13 protein-coding genes and 1 pseudogene are annotated in these 16,935 nt (G+C 69.3%); 11 read left to right on the forward strand and 3 right to left on the reverse strand.

The window, feature by feature from the left end:
• Window positions 1-30: 30 nt before the first annotated feature.
• Together WMF28_RS34400 and WMF28_RS34405 are read left to right on the forward strand one after the other, a co-directional pair.
• On the forward strand, window positions 31-516 hold the full coding sequence (locus WMF28_RS34400) for a hypothetical protein (RefSeq protein ID WP_437597746.1): 486 nt from the start codon (window positions 31-33) through the stop codon (window positions 514-516).
• A 112-nt stretch (window positions 517-628) separates the two neighbouring features.
• Entirely contained in the window at window positions 629-4,882 is a 4,254-nt protein-coding gene (locus tag WMF28_RS34405; protein ID WP_437597747.1) for a kelch repeat-containing protein, read from the forward strand.
• Here the strand turns inward: WMF28_RS34405 and WMF28_RS34410 are convergent.
• On the reverse strand, window positions 4,827-5,864 hold the full coding sequence (locus WMF28_RS34410; protein WP_437597748.1) for a D-alanine--D-alanine ligase: 1,038 nt from the start codon (window positions 5,862-5,864) through the stop codon (window positions 4,827-4,829). The genes WMF28_RS34405 and WMF28_RS34410 overlap by 56 nt on opposite strands.
• 915 nt (window positions 5,865-6,779) lie before the next feature.
• On the opposite strand from WMF28_RS34410, the gene WMF28_RS34415 reads away from it, so the two are divergent.
• From WMF28_RS34415 to WMF28_RS34430, 4 genes are all read left to right on the forward strand, one after another.
• Entirely contained in the window at window positions 6,780-8,372 is a 1,593-nt protein-coding gene (locus WMF28_RS34415) for an ATP-dependent DNA ligase (RefSeq protein WP_437597749.1), read from the forward strand.
• A 392-nt stretch (window positions 8,373-8,764) separates the two neighbouring features.
• Window positions 8,765-8,902 carry a hypothetical protein gene (locus WMF28_RS34420; protein WP_437597750.1) on the forward strand — a complete coding sequence of 46 codons (138 nt, stop codon included), beginning with the start codon at window positions 8,765-8,767 and terminating at the stop codon, window positions 8,900-8,902.
• The gene (locus WMF28_RS34425) at window positions 8,899-9,459 is read left to right on the forward strand and encodes an RNA polymerase sigma factor (RefSeq protein ID WP_437597752.1); all 561 of its coding nucleotides are present in this window, start codon (window positions 8,899-8,901) and stop codon (window positions 9,457-9,459) included. Before WMF28_RS34420 ends, WMF28_RS34425 begins: the two co-directional genes overlap by 4 nt.
• The gene (locus WMF28_RS34430) at window positions 9,456-9,818 is read left to right on the forward strand and encodes a hypothetical protein (protein WP_437597753.1); all 363 of its coding nucleotides are present in this window, start codon (window positions 9,456-9,458) and stop codon (window positions 9,816-9,818) included. Before WMF28_RS34425 ends, WMF28_RS34430 begins: the two co-directional genes overlap by 4 nt.
• Window positions 9,819-10,097: 279 nt before the next feature.
• Here the strand turns inward: WMF28_RS34430 and WMF28_RS34435 are convergent, their stop codons facing one another.
• Both WMF28_RS34435 and WMF28_RS34440 read right to left on the reverse strand, forming a co-directional pair.
• Entirely contained in the window at window positions 10,098-10,814 is a 717-nt protein-coding gene (locus tag WMF28_RS34435) for a hypothetical protein (RefSeq protein WP_437597754.1), read from the reverse strand.
• The gene (locus WMF28_RS34440) at window positions 10,801-11,991 is read right to left on the reverse strand and encodes an AAA family ATPase (protein WP_437597755.1); all 1,191 of its coding nucleotides are present in this window, start codon (window positions 11,989-11,991) and stop codon (window positions 10,801-10,803) included. Before WMF28_RS34440 ends, WMF28_RS34435 begins: the two co-directional genes overlap by 14 nt.
• Before the next feature lie 343 nt (window positions 11,992-12,334).
• Here WMF28_RS34440 and WMF28_RS34445 point away from each other — a divergent pair.
• The 5 genes and pseudogenes from WMF28_RS34445 (at window position 12,335) to WMF28_RS34465 (ending at window position 16,812) form a co-directional block, all read left to right on the forward strand.
• Window positions 12,335-13,455: pseudogene (locus tag WMF28_RS34445) on the forward strand (transposase).
• Window positions 13,456-13,893: 438 nt separating this feature from the next.
• A complete protein-coding gene (locus tag WMF28_RS34450) occupies window positions 13,894-14,568 on the forward strand; it encodes a hypothetical protein (protein WP_437597756.1) in 675 nt (224 codons plus the stop codon).
• 26 nt (window positions 14,569-14,594) lie between these two features.
• The gene (locus WMF28_RS34455; RefSeq protein WP_437597757.1) at window positions 14,595-15,689 is read left to right on the forward strand and encodes a hypothetical protein; all 1,095 of its coding nucleotides are present in this window, start codon (window positions 14,595-14,597) and stop codon (window positions 15,687-15,689) included.
• 25 nt (window positions 15,690-15,714) lie between these two features.
• Window positions 15,715-16,236, forward strand: a complete 522-nt coding sequence (locus tag WMF28_RS34460) for a hypothetical protein (RefSeq protein ID WP_437597758.1) — start codon at window positions 15,715-15,717, stop codon at window positions 16,234-16,236.
• 63 nt (window positions 16,237-16,299) lie between these two features.
• On the forward strand, window positions 16,300-16,812 hold the full coding sequence (locus WMF28_RS34465) for a hypothetical protein (protein ID WP_437597759.1): 513 nt from the start codon (window positions 16,300-16,302) through the stop codon (window positions 16,810-16,812).
• Window positions 16,813-16,935: the final 123 nt, after the last annotated feature.

A 16,935-nucleotide genomic window follows, 5' to 3' on the forward strand; every position in this document is an offset into this window, starting at 1 on the left:
CCGCCGTCGCGAGTATGTCGAAGTCGAACGATGGAGTCACTCAACGCGATCGAGTTGCCCGGGGAGCTGCGCGAGCCGCCCCCGCGTCCCTGGGCGGCCCTGCGGCACGCCCGGCATCAGCTGGCCGGCGTCGGGTACGCGCTGGTCGTCTGGGCGGGGCTCCTCGGGGTCGGCACGTTTTTTCAGAGCATCGATTTCGTTGCGATGCTGCTCGCCTTCTCGTTCGCGGTCATGCCGTTCGTGCTCCTGTACAAGGTGCTGGGCAGCTACACCGCCTGCCGCCTGGCGCTGCGCGGCGCGCCGTCGGCCGCGCAGATCTACGAGGGTGTCGTCGTGACGAGGTTCGGGACGGTGCAGATATGGCACGTCGTCGTCGCCGGCCAGCACGTGCGGATTCGCGCCGACGCCCCGCTCGTCAAGAGCATGGTGGTGCTCGTGACGCCCGAGACGAGCGGGGGAAAGCGCCGGATCGGCGTCTATCATCCCCGGATCGGCATCTGCACATCGCTCGTGTGAGCCGCGCTCACAGCGCCGCTCGGGTGTGAGCCGCGCGCGCGGCGCCGCTCGGGTGTGAGCTGCGCTCGCGACGCTGTTGTGGCTGGCGGGCCCGCGTGAGACATTCGCCTGTATGCGAGCAGGGTCGGGGCTTCGTGTGCTGGCCATGGCCGTCCTGGTGCTGGCCGTGGTGGGGTGGATGGGCGCGCTCGGGTGCGCGGCGGGGCACGACGGCGCGGCGGCGGCGGCGGCGGCGCTCGTGCAGCGCCGGTTCCCGGCGCAGGCCGCCGAGGTGCTGGGCAGCGGTGCTCCCGGCGCGCCGGCGGCGACCGGCGACGGCTTCGCGCTGGGCGCGCCTGGCCTGGCGGGGCGCGGGCCGCGTCTCCAGGCCGCGCTGCCGCGCGACGGCGGCGGCTGGATGCGGCTCTCGGGCCCGGGCGGCTTCGAGGTGCGGGTGCGGGAGACCGGCGCCTCCGGCCCGGGGGCGGTGGTCGACGGCGCGGTGATCTACGGCCGCGCGGGCGGCGCGTCGTTCTGGCGGGCGGCCGACGGAGGCATCGAGGAATGGCTCACCGTGGAGCCGGGCGCCGTACCGGCGGGCGAGCCGGCGGCGGTCTGGGAGGTGGACGGCGCGGCGCTGCGGCAGCGCGGCGAGGCCGTCGAGGTGGTGGACGCGGCGGGGATGCCGCGGCTGCGCGTCACCGCGCCGCGAGCGTTCGCGGAAGGCGGACGACCGATCGCGGCGCGCCTCGAGGCGCGCGGGGCGGAGATCGCGCTGCTGGTCGAGGCGTCGGGGGAGCTCCTGCTCGTGGATCCGCTGTGGCGCCCCGTCGGCGCGGTGGCCACGAGGCGGGACGCCGAGCATACGGCCACGCGGCTCGGCGGTGACGACGGGCGGGTCCTGGTCGTGGGCGGCCATGGCGACGAAGGCTATCTCGCGAGCGCGGAGCTGTACGATCCGGCGGACGACAGCTGGGCGCCGACGCGGCCGATGAGCGAGGCGCGCGGCCGGCACGCCGCCCTGCTGCTGGCCAGCGGGCAGGTCCTGGTCGTGGGTGGCCGGGACAGCGATGGCTTGTTGATGAGCGCAGAGCTGTACGACCCGGCGGAGGACCGCTGGACGCCGACGCGACCGATGAGCGCCCCGCGCGAAGGGCACACGGCGACGCCGCTCGGCGACGGGCGGGTCCTCGTCACGGGCGGCCTCGACGGTGAGCTCGCGCTGGACAGCGCGGAGATCTATGACCCGGCCGAGAACATCTGGACCGCCGCGGCGCCGATGAGCGTTCGTCGTTACCAGCACACGGCGACGCCGCTCGGCGACGGGCGGGTCCTCGTCACAGGCGGACTCGAGTGGCGGGGCGCGCTGGACAGCGCGGAGATCTACGACCCGGTCGAGAACATCTGGACCGCCGCGGCGCCGATGCGCATCGCGCGCCAGGAGCACGCGGCGACGCGTCTGAACGACGGACGCGTCCTCGTCACGGGCCTCTCGACGAACGACCGGAACGACGAGGGCGAGGAGGAAGAGGAAGAGGGAGAGCTCGCGAGCGCGGAGATCTACGACCCGGCGAGCGACAGCTGGGCGCTCACGGCGCCGATGAGCGTCGGGCGCGCTCGCCACACCGCGACGCTGCTGGACGGCGGATCGGTCCTCGTCACGGGCGGGTCCGCGTCGTCCGAGTCCGGGCCCCTGGCGAGCGCGGAGATCTACGACCCGGCGGCAGGCTCGTGGTCGAACGTGCCGGCGATGGTCGCGGGCCGCAGCGCTCACACCGCGACGCTGCTCCCGGGCGGCGATGTGCTCGTGACGGGCGGCAACCAGGACTTCGAGGCGAGCACAGAGATCTACGACCTGGCGGGCGCGAGCCCGTGGTCGGAAGCAGCACCGATGCTCGACGCGCGCTACGACCACACGGCGACGTTGCTGAGCGACGGGCGGGTCCTCGTCGCGGGCGGCTACGGAACCGCTTATGTCAGCCTCTCGGGCGCGGAGATCTTCGACCCGGCGCAGGGAACTTGGACCGCGGCGGAGGCGATGAGCGACTCGCGCAGCGCGCACACGGCGACGCGGCTGAACGATGGGCGGATCCTCGTCGCGGGCGGCCAAGGGATCGACCATGTCAGCCTCTCCAGCGCGGAGATCTTCGACCCCGACACGCGCGGCTGGAGAGCGGTAGAGCCGATGATCACGGCGCGCCAGCTCCACACGGCGACGTTGCTGAGCGACGGGCGGGTCCTCGTCGCGGGCGGTTATGGGGCCGACTATACCAACCTCTCGAGCGCGGAGATCTTCGACCCCGACACGGGCACCTGGTCGGCGACAGAGCCAATGAGCACCGCGCGCCAGGGTCACACGGCGACGTCGCTGAGGGACGGGCGGGTCCTCGCCGCGGGCGGTTATGGGGCCGACTATACCAACCTCTCGAGCGCGGAGATCTTCGACCCCGACACGGGCACCTGGTCGGCGACAGAGCCGATGAGCGCCGCGCGCCAGAGCCACACGGCCACGCTGCTCGATGACGGCCAGGTCCTCGTCGTAGGCGGTTATGGGGCCGACTACGCCAACCTCGCGGCCGCGGAGGCGTATGATCCGGCGACCGATCGCTGGACGGCACGGGCTCCCATGAGCGCCGCGCGCCAGCGCCACACAGCCACGTCGCTCCTGGACGGGCGGGTTCTCATCGTGGCGGGCATCGCCGGCGCTTATGGCTATAAGGGGAGCGCGACCGCGGAGGTGTACGACCAGGCCACCGACAGCTGGTCTCCGGCAGAGACGATGTACTTCCAGCGATCCAACCATGCGGCGACGCTGCTGAGCGATGGCAAGGTCCTGGTCACTGGCGGCGACGGGCCCGGCGGCATCCTCGCCGACGGCGAGCTCTTCACCCCTGCCCTCCCCGGCGATCCTTGCGACACCGACGCGGACTGCGCCGGCGCCTCCTGCGTCGACGGCGTCTGCTGCGACGCCCCTTGCGCGGGCGCGTGCATGGCCTGCTCCACCGCGAAGAAGGGCGCCGGCCCCGACGGCGCATGCGGGCCCATCCAGGCCGGCGCCGATCCGGACGACGACTGCGCCGCGGAGCCTGCCTCCTCCTGCGGCACCACCGGCGTCTGCGACGGCCGCGGCGGCTGCCAGCTGCAGGCGCAGGGCGTCCCCTGCGGCGCGGCCTCGTGCAAGGGCACCTCCGGGCTCGTCGAGGCCTCCCTCTGCGACGGGCGCGGGGTCTGCGCCGAGGGCGACACGCGTTCTTGCGCCGAGTACCGCTGCGTCGCGGGCGCCTGCCTCACGGGCTGCACCTTCGACACCCAGTGCGCCGACTCGGCCTACTGCGCGGCGACCGGCGGCGACTGCCTGCCGAAGAAGCCCGTCGGCGCCGCGTGCTCGCTCCCGAAGGAGTGCCTCAGCGGGCAGTGCAGGGCCGGAGCCTGCGAGCTCGACACCGACGAGGACGGCATCGCCGACAGCGAGGACAACTGCCCTGCGGTCCCGAACACGCTCCAGGCCAACACCGATGGTGGCCTGTCGGCGGGCGACCTCCTCGGCGACGCCTGCGATGACGACGACGACGCCGACGGCGTCATCGACACGGTGGACAACTGCCCTCTCATCGCGAACCCCGACCAGGCCGATGTCAACGGCGACGGGACCGGCGACGCCTGCGATTGCTCCAGCCCGCGCAAGCCCGACGGCAGCTCCTGCGACGACGGCAACGCCTGCACGCAGACCGATACCTGCCAGAACGGCGTTTGCGTTGGCGGCGATCCCTTCCTCTGTCCGCAGCCCGACTCCTCCACCTGCCGGCGCGCCGTCTGCGAGCGGTCGACCGGCACCTGCGAACGGCGCTACAAGCTCGAGGGCGCGCCCTGTCCGGGCGGCGAGTGCATCGCCGGGGGCTGCTTGCTCGCGGAGACAACCGGCGGCGCGGGCGCCGGCGGCGCGGGCGGCGACGCCGGCGCGGGCGGCGATGGCCAGGGCGGCGGCGCCGCCGCGGCGACCGGCGCGGGCGGCAACGGCGGCTCCGGTGGCGCCGGCGACTCCGGTGGCGCGCCGCCGGCCCCGGAGGTGAGCGGCGGGCCGCGTGTTCACGGCAACGGCTGCGCCGTGGCGCCCATCGCCGGCCCTGTCCAGGCCGGCGCGCTCGCGCCCTGGCTGCTCGCTGCGGCGCTGATCGCCGCGCGGCGCCGCCGTCCGGCGACACGGCGCGCGGGCAGCACCGACGGCGATCGACGGCTCGCCGGGCGTCGCCGGCAGGGATCCGCGACCATGCCAGTCGCGAATCGCCCAAGCAGAGGCCTGCCGGGCCGCCCCCCGGGCGGGGCGCCCGCCCTCAGACGGCCGACTTCACGAGGCGCAGCCGCTTCTCGGCCTGTCCGCGCTCGTTGAGCCGGAGCTCCGAGGCGGCGGGCGCGCGGCGCCGCACCGGCTGGTGCAGCCGGGCGCTCGCCAGCATGGCCTCGCACAGGTCGCCGAAATCGTAGCCTGCGGCCGCCGCGATCTTCGGCAGGAGGCTCGTCTGGGTCATGCCCGGCAGGGTGTTCACCTCGAGCACGTACTCGTTCTCTCCGCCGGTCACGAGCAGATCCACGCGCACAGCGCCGGTGCACCCGAGCGCCTGGGCCGCCCGCTCCGCCAGGTTCAGGACCCCGCGATAGCGGGTCGGCGGGAGGCGCGCCGGCATGTGGTACTCGGTCATCCCCGGCGTGTACTTGGCCTCGTAGTCATAAAGCCCCTTCTTCGGGACGATCTCGATCGCGCCAAGGACCTTCCTGTCCAGGATGCCCACGTTGACCTCGGTCCCCGCCACGAACCGCTCCACGATGGCGGCGTCGTCGAACTCGAACGCCAGCGCGAGCGCCGCCTGGAGCTCCTCGAGCGACCCGACCTTTGTCACCCCGAGGCTCGACCCCTCGCCGCGCGGCTTCACGATGACCGGGAACCCGAACGAGCCATGGATCGCGTCGAGCTCCGCGAGGTCCTGGTGCGCACCCACAGTGTAGTAGGGAGGCGTCGGCACGTTGTGCAGCCGGAACATCTCCTTGGCCTTGAGCTTGTCCATCGCAAGGGCGCTCCCGAGCACGCTCGACCCGGTGTACGGGATCTGGGCGAGCTCCAGGAGGCCTTGCACGCACCCGTCCTCACCGAGCCGCCCATGTAGGGCCAGGAACGCCGCGTCGAGCCGCGCGCGCTGCAGCGTGGCGCAGAGCTCCGCGCCGAACCGGTCCCCGAGCGTGATCCGGACGACATCGTACCCGCGCGCCTCGAGCACCTCGGCGACGGCCGCGCCCGAGCGCAAGGACACATCGCGCTCGCCCGACGAGCCGCCCATCACGACGCCGACCCGCTTCCGGACTTGCCGCTCCACCATCGAAGAACCTCCGTCGCCTTCCCGTGAGGACACCAACACCACGCCAGCGCCTCCCGTTACAGCCAAGCTGCCGGAGAGGTGCTGCGCAAAAACCAAGCCAGCTGCTCCCAAGGCCAAAAACAGACGGCCTTTGCAGCGGGGGGCGCTATTCCTGAGCTGTTGTTGAGGAAAACGGCGCCCGCCCGCCGTGTTCACCTGCCCACGGCGCGCTGACAGCCAACCCGGTATCAAGGCCAGCGGCGGAGGTCAACTAAACGGAGCGATCGTGCCGTCGGGGGGGCGGGCGCGCCGGGGCCCTCGGGTTGTGGCGTGCTCGGTAGTCGAGGGACGAGGAGGATCGCTCCGCGCGCCCCTCCGCCCCGGGGCGGCGCAGGCGCGTCGGCCGCTTCGCGCCCCGCGACTCGCCACGCGCGGCACACGGGATCTTGGAAGGGCGGGCGGCGCTTTCGCCGGCTCACGGCGCGGGCACCGGAGAAACGCAGGCACGCATCGGAAACCGAAATGGTCCACCCGCTGAAGAAGTAATGCGAGGCGCCCTGTCGCCCCTTGCGGCGCATCGATCGAGCGCCGCACGAAGGCCCCGAGTCTGCTGCGCGAGACACGCGAGGCACGCGGGGTACCGAAGAGCACGGGTCAGCGTTCGCAGGTGAATTCATGTGATAATCTCCAGCGACTACCCGTAAGTGGTCGCAAGGGACAATCGTCGCGATTCGGCACGAAAAAGCGCTTTTCTGCCCCGCGGCCTTACACCCTTTGGTAGGCTCTCTCTCAGCCCATGCGGAGTGCTCTTGGCGCCTGTGGGTCCGGTCTGATCCTGCGGAGTTCCTCGGCTCGGTTGTAGAGGACACACCGCGGCGGCCTCATCACACGGCCCCTCGAGCGTGCGCTCTCGAAGGGCCAGGGTAGGATATCTGCGTGCTCGTTTCCGACCTCGTTGCCACGTCTGATCGTGTTGCCGCGACCTCCAGCCGTCTCGAAAAGATCGGTGCGCTTGCCGGCCTCCTGCGCCGCCTCTCGCCGGAGGAGGTGCAGATCGGCGTCGACTGGCTCGCCGGGCGGCTGCGCCAGGGCCGGATCGGGTTCGGGCCCGCGATGGTCACCGAGGCCCGCCGCGCCGGCCCGTCCGCCACCGAGCCCACGCTCACCCTGGTGGAGGCCGACGCGGTCTTCAGCGAGATCGCGCGCATCTCGGGCCCTGGGTCGGCGGGGCAGCGCCGCGCGGCGCTCGGTGGGCTCCTTGCTCGGGCCACCGAGCTCGAGCGCGACTTCTTCGCGCGGCTCCTCGTCGGCGAGCTCCGCCAGGGCGCGCTCGAGGCGGTCATGATCGAGGCGGTGGCGCGCGCCGCGGGGCTGCCGCCGGCCTCGCTGCGGCGCGCGGTCATGCTGGCCGGCGACGCGGCCGAGGTCGCCAAGGCCGCGCTGCTCGAGGGGGCGCTCGGGCTCCAGCGCTTCTCGCTGCAGCTCTTCCGCCCGGTGCAGCCGATGCTGGCGCAGGCCGCCGACGACGTCGCCTCGGCGCTGGGCGAGCTGCGCGCGGCGGCGCTGGAGTGGAAGCTCGACGGCGCGCGCGTGCAGGTGCACAAGGCCGGCGACGAGGTGCGCGTCTTCAGCCGCAGCCTCGGCTCCGTCACGAACGCGGTCCCCGAGATCGTCGAGGCGGTGCGGGCGCTCCCTGTCCGCTCGGTCGTGCTCGACGGCGAGGCGATCGCCTTTCGCGCGGACGGCGCGCCCCACCCGTTCCAGGTCACGATGCGCCGCTTCGGCCGCATGCTCGACGTGGCCGCGCTGCGGGCCGAGCTGCCGCTCCGCGCCATCTTCTTCGACGTGCTGCACCTCGACGGCGAGGACCTGCTCGACCGGTCCGGCGGCGAGCGCGCCGCCGCGCTCCGGCAGGTGCTCGACAGGTCGCTGCGTGTCCCGCGCATCGAGCTGCCGACGGGGACCGAGGGCGAGGCGTTCTTCGCCGACGCGCTCGCCCGCGGCCACGAGGGGGTGATGGCCAAGTCGCTCGCCGCCCCCTACGAGGCCGGGCGTCGCGGCAGCTCGTGGCTCAAGGTGAAGCGGGCGCACACCCTCGATCTTGTCGTGCTCGCGGTCGAGTGGGGCAGCGGCAGGCGCCGGGGGTTGCTCAGCAACCTGCACCTCGGCGCGCGCGACCCCGGCTCCGGCGGGTTCGTCATGCTCGGCAAGACGTTCAAGGGCATGACCGACGAGGTGCTCGCGTGGCAGACGCAGCGGCTGCTCGAGCTCGAGATCACCCGCGACGCGTACACGGTCCATGTGCGGCCGGAGCTCGTCGTCGAGATCGCCTTTGACGGCGTGCAGGCGAGCCCGCAGTACCCCGGCGGCGTCGCGCTCCGCTTCGCGCGCGTGAAGCGGTACCGGCCCGACAAGACGGCGGTGGACGCCAGCACGATCGACGAGGTGCGGGCCATCCATGCGGGCGCGCTCGCGCACGAGGCGGCCGAACGGAGGGAGTCGGGGGCTGGAGGAGAGAAGGGCGGATGACGCTCGAGGCGACCCGTCCGTCTCAGAGCGGCAGGTGCGCGAGGAGGAAAGCCCATGGGATGGTAGTGCTGCACTTTGGTTTTGAGTGCTGCACTTTGACTCCGGACCTCGCCTGACGGGCTAAGTTCGGCCGAAGAAGTGCAGCCCGCGTCGGCGGCAACCGACCGGGCTGCGTGGCCGAACCCCGAGCGACGAGGTCCGACATGTCCGTCGTACACTTACGCCCGAATTTGGGCAAAGGGAGCGGTGCGCCCAAGGGGCGACACGGCTCGGTCGTCCTGACCCGAGAGGAGAGCGCCGCCCTGCGCGCGGTGCTCTAGAACCTGAACCGCAGCCGCACGTGGGCGGAGATCGCCCGCGAGATCGGCGTCTGCTGCAACACCGTTCGCTTCGTGGCGAACGGGCGGACGCCGGGGTCCGCAGGGCTCGCGCTGCGCGTCGCGCGGCTCGCTGGTCTCGGCCTGGAGCGCATCCTGTCGCCCGGGCCGGTCGATGCCGGCAAGTGCGACCGCTGCGGGAGGCCCATGTGAGCCGCCAGCGGAAGGGGGGCCGACGCCCGCCTGCCGCACGACATCCCAGGAAGAAGCCGACGATGCAGGCGATCCTCGCCGAGCGCGGCATCATCCTCGCCACGCTGGCTGGCATCCCGAAGCGCGACCGTGCCGACGTGGAGCAGATCGTGCTCGTCGCCGCGTGGCGCGCTGTGAGGCGGGGGCTCTACCGGCCGGACCCGAAGTTGAAGCCCCGGGACGCGCTGCGGAAGTGGCTCCACGGCATCGCCTGGCGGCAGGCGTCGCACTACTTCGGGAGCGCCTACGTGCGGCGCTTCATCCTGGACCCGCAGCCGCTCGGCAGGCTTCGCGGGATCGTCGGGCCGGACCTCCACGCCCAGGTCGAGGCGCGCGACCTGCTCCGGGCGATCGCACGGCTGGAGCCGCGCCATCAGGAGATACTCCTGGCTGTCGACGCTCCGGAGAGCCTCTCGGCGTTCGCCCGGCAGCGCGGGATGAGCCCGTTCACGGCAGCGTCGCGCCTACGCATCGCGCGTGAGGCGCTCGCCTTGCGGCTCCTGAGGTGGCGGCGATGAAGATCAACATCCGCGACCCCAAGCACCGGATGAGCGTCACGTTCCCCAGGAAGCCCATCACGCGCCGCGTCTCGCCCGACGACATCGAGGCGTACCTCCGCGCGAACGGCTACCGGCCGACTGTGTCCATCGCACGCGACTGGCCGCAGGACGTCGCGTCCTCCTGGATCCCGCCCGAGTGGCCTGACCCACGCGCCCCGCCGTTCCCCATCCGGCCTCACATGGTGCCGGGTCCGAGGCTCTGCGGGCAGCCGCTGGAACCCGTCATCGAGGCCATCGCCCACAACGAGGGGCGCACGCCGGGCGAGGTGCTGCGCGAGATCGCCGTGATGGCTCAGATGGCCGAGGACGGCGGGTAGGTCGAGGCCGAACGCGACGCTGTCGCCGAAGCCTGCGGCGCCCTCCAGATCCTCAACGCCATCGAGCGGATCTACGTGCGGAGGGAGTAGGCGCGCCACCATGCCACAGCGGTTCGTTTCGCCCGGAGGCGCTAGAACTGAAGCTCCGCACGTGGCGGAGATGAACGGGCGCAAGCCCACGCGGCGCACCAGCCAGCACGACATCAAGGGATAGGCGCCCGGCACTTCTCCGGGCGCAGCAGCAGCTTGAGCGGCCATAGCGAAGGCGGCGAAGTGCATCTATGCAGCCAGAAATCGGTTCAATGCGTCGACGAGTTCTCCGAGGCTGGCCATTCGATCGGCAAGACTGAGGTATAGGTGCTCGTAATCGAGCGCGTCAACGGTGGCTTGGACCTGAGCCCCCCTTTTCTGGTAACGGCATCCACCAAGTGCATACACATCATTGAGATCCTTGGCCGGATGATCCCTTTGCTCCATGTTTTCAGCGCTTGGGTCAAATCCGAGAGAACTTGCAATGTCAGCCAGCGAAATCCCGGTGCCGATGTGCGCGAAGTGGGTATGTTCACCCAGGAACCAAGCCTCTACCTCCATCACCGCAAGCACATTGCTTACTTGAATTGGCTTGGTTTTCTGACCATAGGTAACCAGCTGGCGAATCTTCTGGATCTCGGCGCGCGCCCTTGGGTAAACGTCTCGCACACCGATAATGGCCTTAAACTGCTGCCGAACAAGACTGTCATAATTGTCGCGAATGTCCGACGCAACCCTGTCGTCATTACAACACTCGACGATCTGGACATAATAGCGCGCGAGCGGCTCAGGCCGCTCTACTGTCATCGCGACCAATCTACGTGGTGCCCCGCCCTGACGGCCTCCCAGCGCTTTAAAGGAGACAATCCGGACGTTCTGGGCACCGGCAATCTGCTCAACAAGCTTCCTGACGAAGATCTGCTCGGCCTGCCCTTCAACGAAGACCGCAAGCTTACTCTCGCTCATCGAGCCCCTCCTCGAAGAATCGCGTGGCCAAGAAGTCGAAGTTGTTGAGCCCAGTGTATGCGAACTCGTCGAACGTCTTTTTGTGAGTCTCGTAGTTGTAGACTTTTACTTGTGTCCCATTCCCGTGCGCGGCGCGTCCACGGCTCAGCACAGTCCAGTATTCGAGCGGCACGCTGTTCATAACGAAGCGATCATTCGTCGCCATGACAAGCTGAACTCCGGCACTCTTCGCCTTTTCGATGAGCAGCTCGATCAGAATGCAAGAGCGCTCATAATCGAGCCCTTCACCAATGTCGTCGATAATTACGCAACTTGGCTGACCGCTTATGGCCGCATGGTTAACGCGCATAATAATTGAAAGCGCTCGAAACATCCCGTCCGACATGTTGAACTGATCAACCGGATCGGCGAGCCCTTCTTCTGCAATGCAGAGACAAACAGGGTCAGTCATGCCCTTGTCCTGAAGCTCCTTGGGCACGCCGTCGTACGACCGCAGCACGATATCTGTCAGTGGGTAACCAAGCCTGCGCATATCGACCAAGACAGAAGACTTGAATTCGTTTGCGTAATTCTCTGCGCCAATCTTGTAAACAAGATGAACGGGCCAAGATGAAGGATGCGCTCCTTTGTCAGGAGATTCGACAGGGCGAAACGACACAATATCAAGCTTCCCGAGATCCAGGCTGTTGAATCGATAATAAAATGACGCCTGTCCCCATCCATGCAGCTCGTCAAGATATGGGTGTTGAATCGAGTCGCGCCGATTCACAGATGCAAGCTCGTCCTCGGGGGTTTGGAATTCGAGGAACTGTGCCAGCTTGTCAAAGTATATGTGGCCCGCCCCTCCCGCTCCTCTCACGATTTTGTCGGCGCCATTGATCCTGAGCATCTCCTCAGTGATGCGAGAATCCACTATCTTCAATGTATACGCGGTCTGGGCTCCAGATGCGTCGGCGGCGAAGTTGGCGATATAAGATACGTCCTGTTCGCGGCGCGCGCCTGGCTTCATTGTTCCAGACACGAACCTTGCAAGGTTGCCTATCGCCCTCAGAGTTCTGCTCTTGCCGCAAGCGTTCTTGCCGACTACAAGGTTGATCTGCTGCAGGGCGAGCCGCTCTAAGCGCCACTCCAGCGGCTTGTTTTCGGACTGGACGAAATCGATCGAGCGGAGCATCATGGTGTCACCGGGGTATTCAGAGAGGTGGCCAACTTAGTCGACCCGCCCGGCGTGGCGCAAGCCCGAGGCGATCTCGGGCGCCTGCCCTGGGCGCTACGCGCCTCGTCACGCCCGGACTGCAGTACCCGCCAGCTCGCCGTGCACCCCGCGCAACGCGCCCGCTCGGCTATGACATCCGATGTCCTAGCGCCCCCTCCTCCGCACCGTTCCGAGCGGTTTTCCTCGGCAAAGCCGCTATAATCAGGGGACCTTAGACGAAAGCGCCCGCCCTCGGCTGGTACCCGAAGACGGGGCTGCGGAACACCGGACGGTGGCCCGTCCAGCGCACTACGCGACGCGCAGCATGGGCCGACGCCGGGGGAAAGGCAAGGGTCCCGTGGCGAACGTGCTCCCGGCGGAGAAGCGCGTGCGCGTTCTGGCTGCCCTGCTGGATGGCAACAGCATCCGGGCGGTCGAGCGCATGACCGAGGTCAACCACCGCACCATCACGCGCCTTCTGCTGGCGCTGGGCGCCGGTGCGGTGCGGTGCGCCTGCATGACCGCCTCGTGCGAGACGTGCAGTGCAGCCTGGTCCAGGTCGACGAGATCTGGTCCTTCGTCCAGAAGAAGCAGTCTCGCGTGACCGAGAAGGACCCACCCGACGTGGGCGAGGCGTACACCTTCGTGGCCATCGACGCGACGAGCCGCATGGTCATCTCCTGGCGTGTCGGCAAGCGCGAGCAGGCGACGACGGACGCCTTCATCGCTGACCTGCGCGCCCGCATGCTGGTGATGCCGCAGCTCACGTCGGACGGCTTCGCCCCGTACATCTCCGCGGTGGGCGAGTCCTTCGGTAAGTCCATCGACTACATGCAGACGGTCAAGAACTACCGCTCCGGCAGCCGTGGCCGGCGCGACGATGACCACCGGTACGAGCCACCGCGGGACCCGTTCATCACGAAGACGACCGTCTACGGGGCGCCCGACCCGGCCAAGGCGTCGACGTCCTACGTGGAGCGCCTGAACGGCTCCACGCGCCACAGCAACGGGCGCATGCGGCGGCTCTGCTACGCCTTCAGCAAGAAGGCCGACCACCACGCCGCCGCCGTGGCGTTGAACTACGTGGCCTACAACCTGACCCGCGTCATCCGCACGCTGCGCGTCACGCCCGCGATGCAGGCCGGCATCACCGACCACGTCTGGACGCTGGACGAGCTGCTGGACACGCTCCTGACCGAGGCAGAGGGGCCCGCCCCCGAGGCGAAGCCGCTCACTCATCGCGAGCCCTCCGCGCCAGCACGGGCGCTCCCGAACAACCGGGGCTTCCTGCGCCTCGTGACCGAGCCGACGCCCGCCCTGAAGAAGCGCCGGAGCGAGCCTCCGCCTCCGCCGGCATCCCCGGTCCAGGCCGTTCCTCCGCCTCCTCCCGAGCCGCCGCCCGGGCCGGTCCAGTTGTCGCTGTTCGATCCCCCGGAGGGGTCGTGAGTGCTGCACTTCGCTTCCGCAGAGTGCTGCACTTTGAGTGCGAGTGCTGTACTTCGGGGCAAAGTGCAGCACCACCCATGGGATCGTATTCGAGTCGAGACCGGGAGACGGCGCCGGTGATCCGGGGCGGACGCCGCCGAGTTCGTGCCTTCTCAACGAAAGCTGAGCGGCGCGAGCGTTCGCGAAGCCGCGCTCGAAAGAACGCCCCAACTCTGCGCTGCTGGTGAGGGGCGGGATCACGGTGCTCCCCCGGCCCGGTGAACCGATGTTCGGCCGGTTCACCGAATCGCGTGCGGAGCCCCGACCAGCGGCAGCGCATGGGCGCCGGTCACCGTCCCCCGTGTGGTCCTTCGGGCCTTGACCTGCGCGGAGCGGCGCTGGTAAGGTTGCCCACCATCCGCGGGGGGCGTGGATCGGTCAATCTGGGAGGGGAAACCGATGAACCATCTGCGCGGCGTCTTGCTCGTTCTGTTCACCTGCGGCTGCTCTATCGTGGATCCCGGCGACCGCGACGAGCTGCGAGACCAGATCGCGATGATGCCACGCGAGGAGAGATCAAGGCTCAAGACTTTGGGCATGAACTCCGCGGCGATCGATTGGCTCAAGGGCAGGCCAGAGGGCGATCAAATGGGTAAGATCCAGTGCCGCTACCAGGCTGGCAGTCATTGGACCAACTGGGCCGACCAGGAGCCGCCGTTCATTGTGGACGACATGCGCGATTGTCTCATAAAACGGCCTTTCTTGGTGACGTACCTGATGTGCATGGACGAGTGGGCATCCGTGGAGCGTCAAGCAAGAAAAACCAATCTCTTGAACAGCCTGCCGATCCCGGGCGGAGCGACCGTCGAGTGCCGTTTCGTGTGGGATTTTCGCTATGACCCGGAGAAGGCGCCGGCCGAGGTGACGGACCCCGGTGCGGTCGACATCGACGACATCATCAATACCCTGATCGCGCTACCCGCGCCTCCTCCTGGATGGGCCTTTCCTCGCCTCGTCCCTCTCCTCTGCCCGCTCGGCGCTGGACCGGGCTGGGGTTGCCCGCCCAGGCCCACGGACCCGACGGGCGGACAGCCCACGGACCCGACGGGCGGACAGCCGGGAGATCGGCCATGAGGTGGCTGGCGAAACTCCCCCCTGGAATGCTCAACGTGCGTGAGGCAGGTTACGGATACGGCCTGTTCACGACCAAAGATCCCGCTCTCTGGAAATGGCACATCGAGAATCTCGGCCAGCTGTGCGCTGAAGCATGGGACGATGACCTGGCCGAGGAAGATCGCGCATGGGCAGAGTCGTATCGCAAGAAATTCAGCCGGTGGATTGACGATTCCGGATGCCCTTGTATCGGCCACAAGGCGAATGCGGGGGATCTCCAGAGCCGCCATGGGCGCTTCGACGGAGAGCCCACGCCACCCTGGCTGATGCTGCTGGAGGCCGTCAAGAGCGCATGCTTTGCCATGATCGAGGGCTTAACGAAAGAGCGCACCGGCGCGACCGAGCGTGACGCGGCCGATCCGACATCGCGCCTCCACAGGAGCTATCTCTGGCGGATGCTGACATCCGACGAGACCGCTGAGGAGCACCGGGTCGAGGCGCTCCGCGCTTTCCGGAGGGGCTTTCGGATCGGGCGCCGCGGAAAACCGAAGACGCTGACGAGGCCCATCCCCCCGATGCTGGCGCCACCCGCTATCTGGGAGATCGGGGCACCTGCGCTTCCCGGTCCAAGCGCCGCGCGCGAGCGAGCCATCAGGGCGTTGCCGATTCCGGACGATCCGAAGGAGCTTACGGCACGCGAGCAGGAGTTGCGCGCGCTGTATGCGAGCGCATGGCGAGAGGACGTGCGGGAGGAGGACCGCATCTGGGCAGAGGCGTACCGCGACACCTGCACGATGTCGGTCAACCACCGCCGGCGAACTGCCCTCGCGCAGAGCGCCTACGAGGGCTATCTCCAGAGCAGCGATGGACGCTTCGGCGGCGAGCCTGCTGGACCGTGGCGTAGCATGAGCACCTTCGCAAAAGAACCCTGGTGTTCTTTCGTGGACCGCGTCGAGGATGCGCCCGAAGGTGAGAGCGAGACGGCGACGGCCGAGGCGGCAGCGTGGGAATACTGGGACACGCTCTACCGGGTGGCTCCGCCGTGGGACAGCGACCCGGCCCAGCCGCACTGGCTCGCGGCGGTCCGCGCTGCTCGAAGAAAGGCGCAGGCCGACGATGGTTCGCCGGAGATGGGCAAGTAGCGCGCTGACGAGGCCGTGCGCCGGGATGGTCGCCCTCTCGCTCGTGTCCATGGGCGCCCGGGCGGAGGAGCGCGCGCCGCCTCGATGGGAGATCGACGTCAAGGCGGCCTACGTCGTGCTGGGGGCCCGTGCCGCGCATGCGACGGGAGGCATCATGCCGTCGGTCACCGGCTTGCGCCGGTGGCCCGTCCGTGACGCCGTGGACGTTGGCATCGGCGCCGACATGGGGCTCTTCGGTCTGGGCGGCGACGCACGCTGGCTCGGCGTCCTGGGAGGCCCGGCGGCGGCCGTCCGGGTCATGCCGTTCCGCGCGCCCTTGTCTTTCGAGCTCTCGGCCCGGCTCGACTTCGGGCGCATCCCCGTGTGCAACGCATGGGGGTTGTGCCTGCGGTACTATGGATTCTTCCCGGCTGTGGAGGCTGGCGCAGCCTACCTGTCGACCCAGCATGTGGCGGTCGTGGCGACGTGCGGTGTCCGCTTCATCAGGACGCTCGCGTGGTCCGGTGTCAGCGTGGAGCCGGCTGCTGCGGGTCGGATCTTCTGGTAGGTATATCACCGCTTAACGGGCGGAGAGCCCACGTACCCCAGACGGTCAACCCGGAGCAGATGGATGAAGTCTTCGATGGGGAAGCCGAAGCCCCTCGTACGCCGCGGCCTCTGCGAGGCGGCCCTCGGGCACCGGCTGTTTGCGACCAGGGATCCCGACGGCTGGAAGGCGCACTTCGAGGTCCTGGGCACGCTGTGCGCCGAAGCATGGCTCGACGACCTGCCGGAGGAGGACCGCGCATGGGCAGCGGCGCACCACGAGAGATTCAGGGAGTGGGTCGACGCTCCGGGGCCGAATGGCGCCGACCCGAGGTCCGGCGCGAGCGCCCTCCAGAGCGGCCAGGTCCCCGTCTCCGGGGAGTTCGCCCCATCGTGGCCGATGCTGCTCGGCGCCGTCGAGAGCGCGTTCTTCGCGTCCGTCAGGGTCTTCGAGGTGGCACCTGCAGGCGAGCGCGAACGTGCGGCGGCCGACGCGACATCGCGCCTCCACCGGACCTACCACTGGCGAACCCTGTCGTCCGACGCTGCGGCCGAGCAGCACCGGCCCGAGGCGCTCCGCGCCTTCCAGAGGGGGTGAAGGCTATCTCCAGAGCAGCGGTGGGCTCTTCGACGGAGAGCCCGGCCGACCGTGGCTGAATCTGAGCCACTCCACCTCGGAGCCCTGGCGAGCTTTCGCCGACCGCGTCGAGGACGCGCCCGA

It is taken from the genome of Sorangium sp. So ce590, assembly GCF_051521365.1.
Taxonomy (GTDB): Bacteria; Myxococcota_A; Polyangia; order Polyangiales; family Polyangiaceae; genus Sorangium.

Coding starts and splice junctions, on each gene's coding strand:
- WMF28_RS34405 (WP_437597747.1), top strand. CDS start 629: ATGCGAGCAGGGTCGGGGCTTCGTGTGCTGGCCATGGCCGTCCTGGTG.
- WMF28_RS34435 (WP_437597754.1), bottom strand. CDS start 10,814: ATGAGCGAGAGTAAGCTTGCGGTCTTCGTTGAAGGGCAGGCCGAGCAG.
- WMF28_RS34400 (WP_437597746.1), top strand. CDS start 31: ATGGAGTCACTCAACGCGATCGAGTTGCCCGGGGAGCTGCGCGAGCCG.
- WMF28_RS34410 (WP_437597748.1), bottom strand. CDS start 5,864: ATGGTGGAGCGGCAAGTCCGGAAGCGGGTCGGCGTCGTGATGGGCGGC.
- WMF28_RS34455 (WP_437597757.1), top strand. CDS start 14,595: ATGCTCAACGTGCGTGAGGCAGGTTACGGATACGGCCTGTTCACGACC.
- WMF28_RS34465 (WP_437597759.1), top strand. CDS start 16,300: ATGAAGTCTTCGATGGGGAAGCCGAAGCCCCTCGTACGCCGCGGCCTC.
- WMF28_RS34450 (WP_437597756.1), top strand. CDS start 13,894: ATGAACCATCTGCGCGGCGTCTTGCTCGTTCTGTTCACCTGCGGCTGC.
- WMF28_RS34430 (WP_437597753.1), top strand. CDS start 9,456: ATGAAGATCAACATCCGCGACCCCAAGCACCGGATGAGCGTCACGTTC.
- WMF28_RS34460 (WP_437597758.1), top strand. CDS start 15,715: ATGGTCGCCCTCTCGCTCGTGTCCATGGGCGCCCGGGCGGAGGAGCGC.
- WMF28_RS34440 (WP_437597755.1), bottom strand. CDS start 11,991: ATGATGCTCCGCTCGATCGATTTCGTCCAGTCCGAAAACAAGCCGCTG.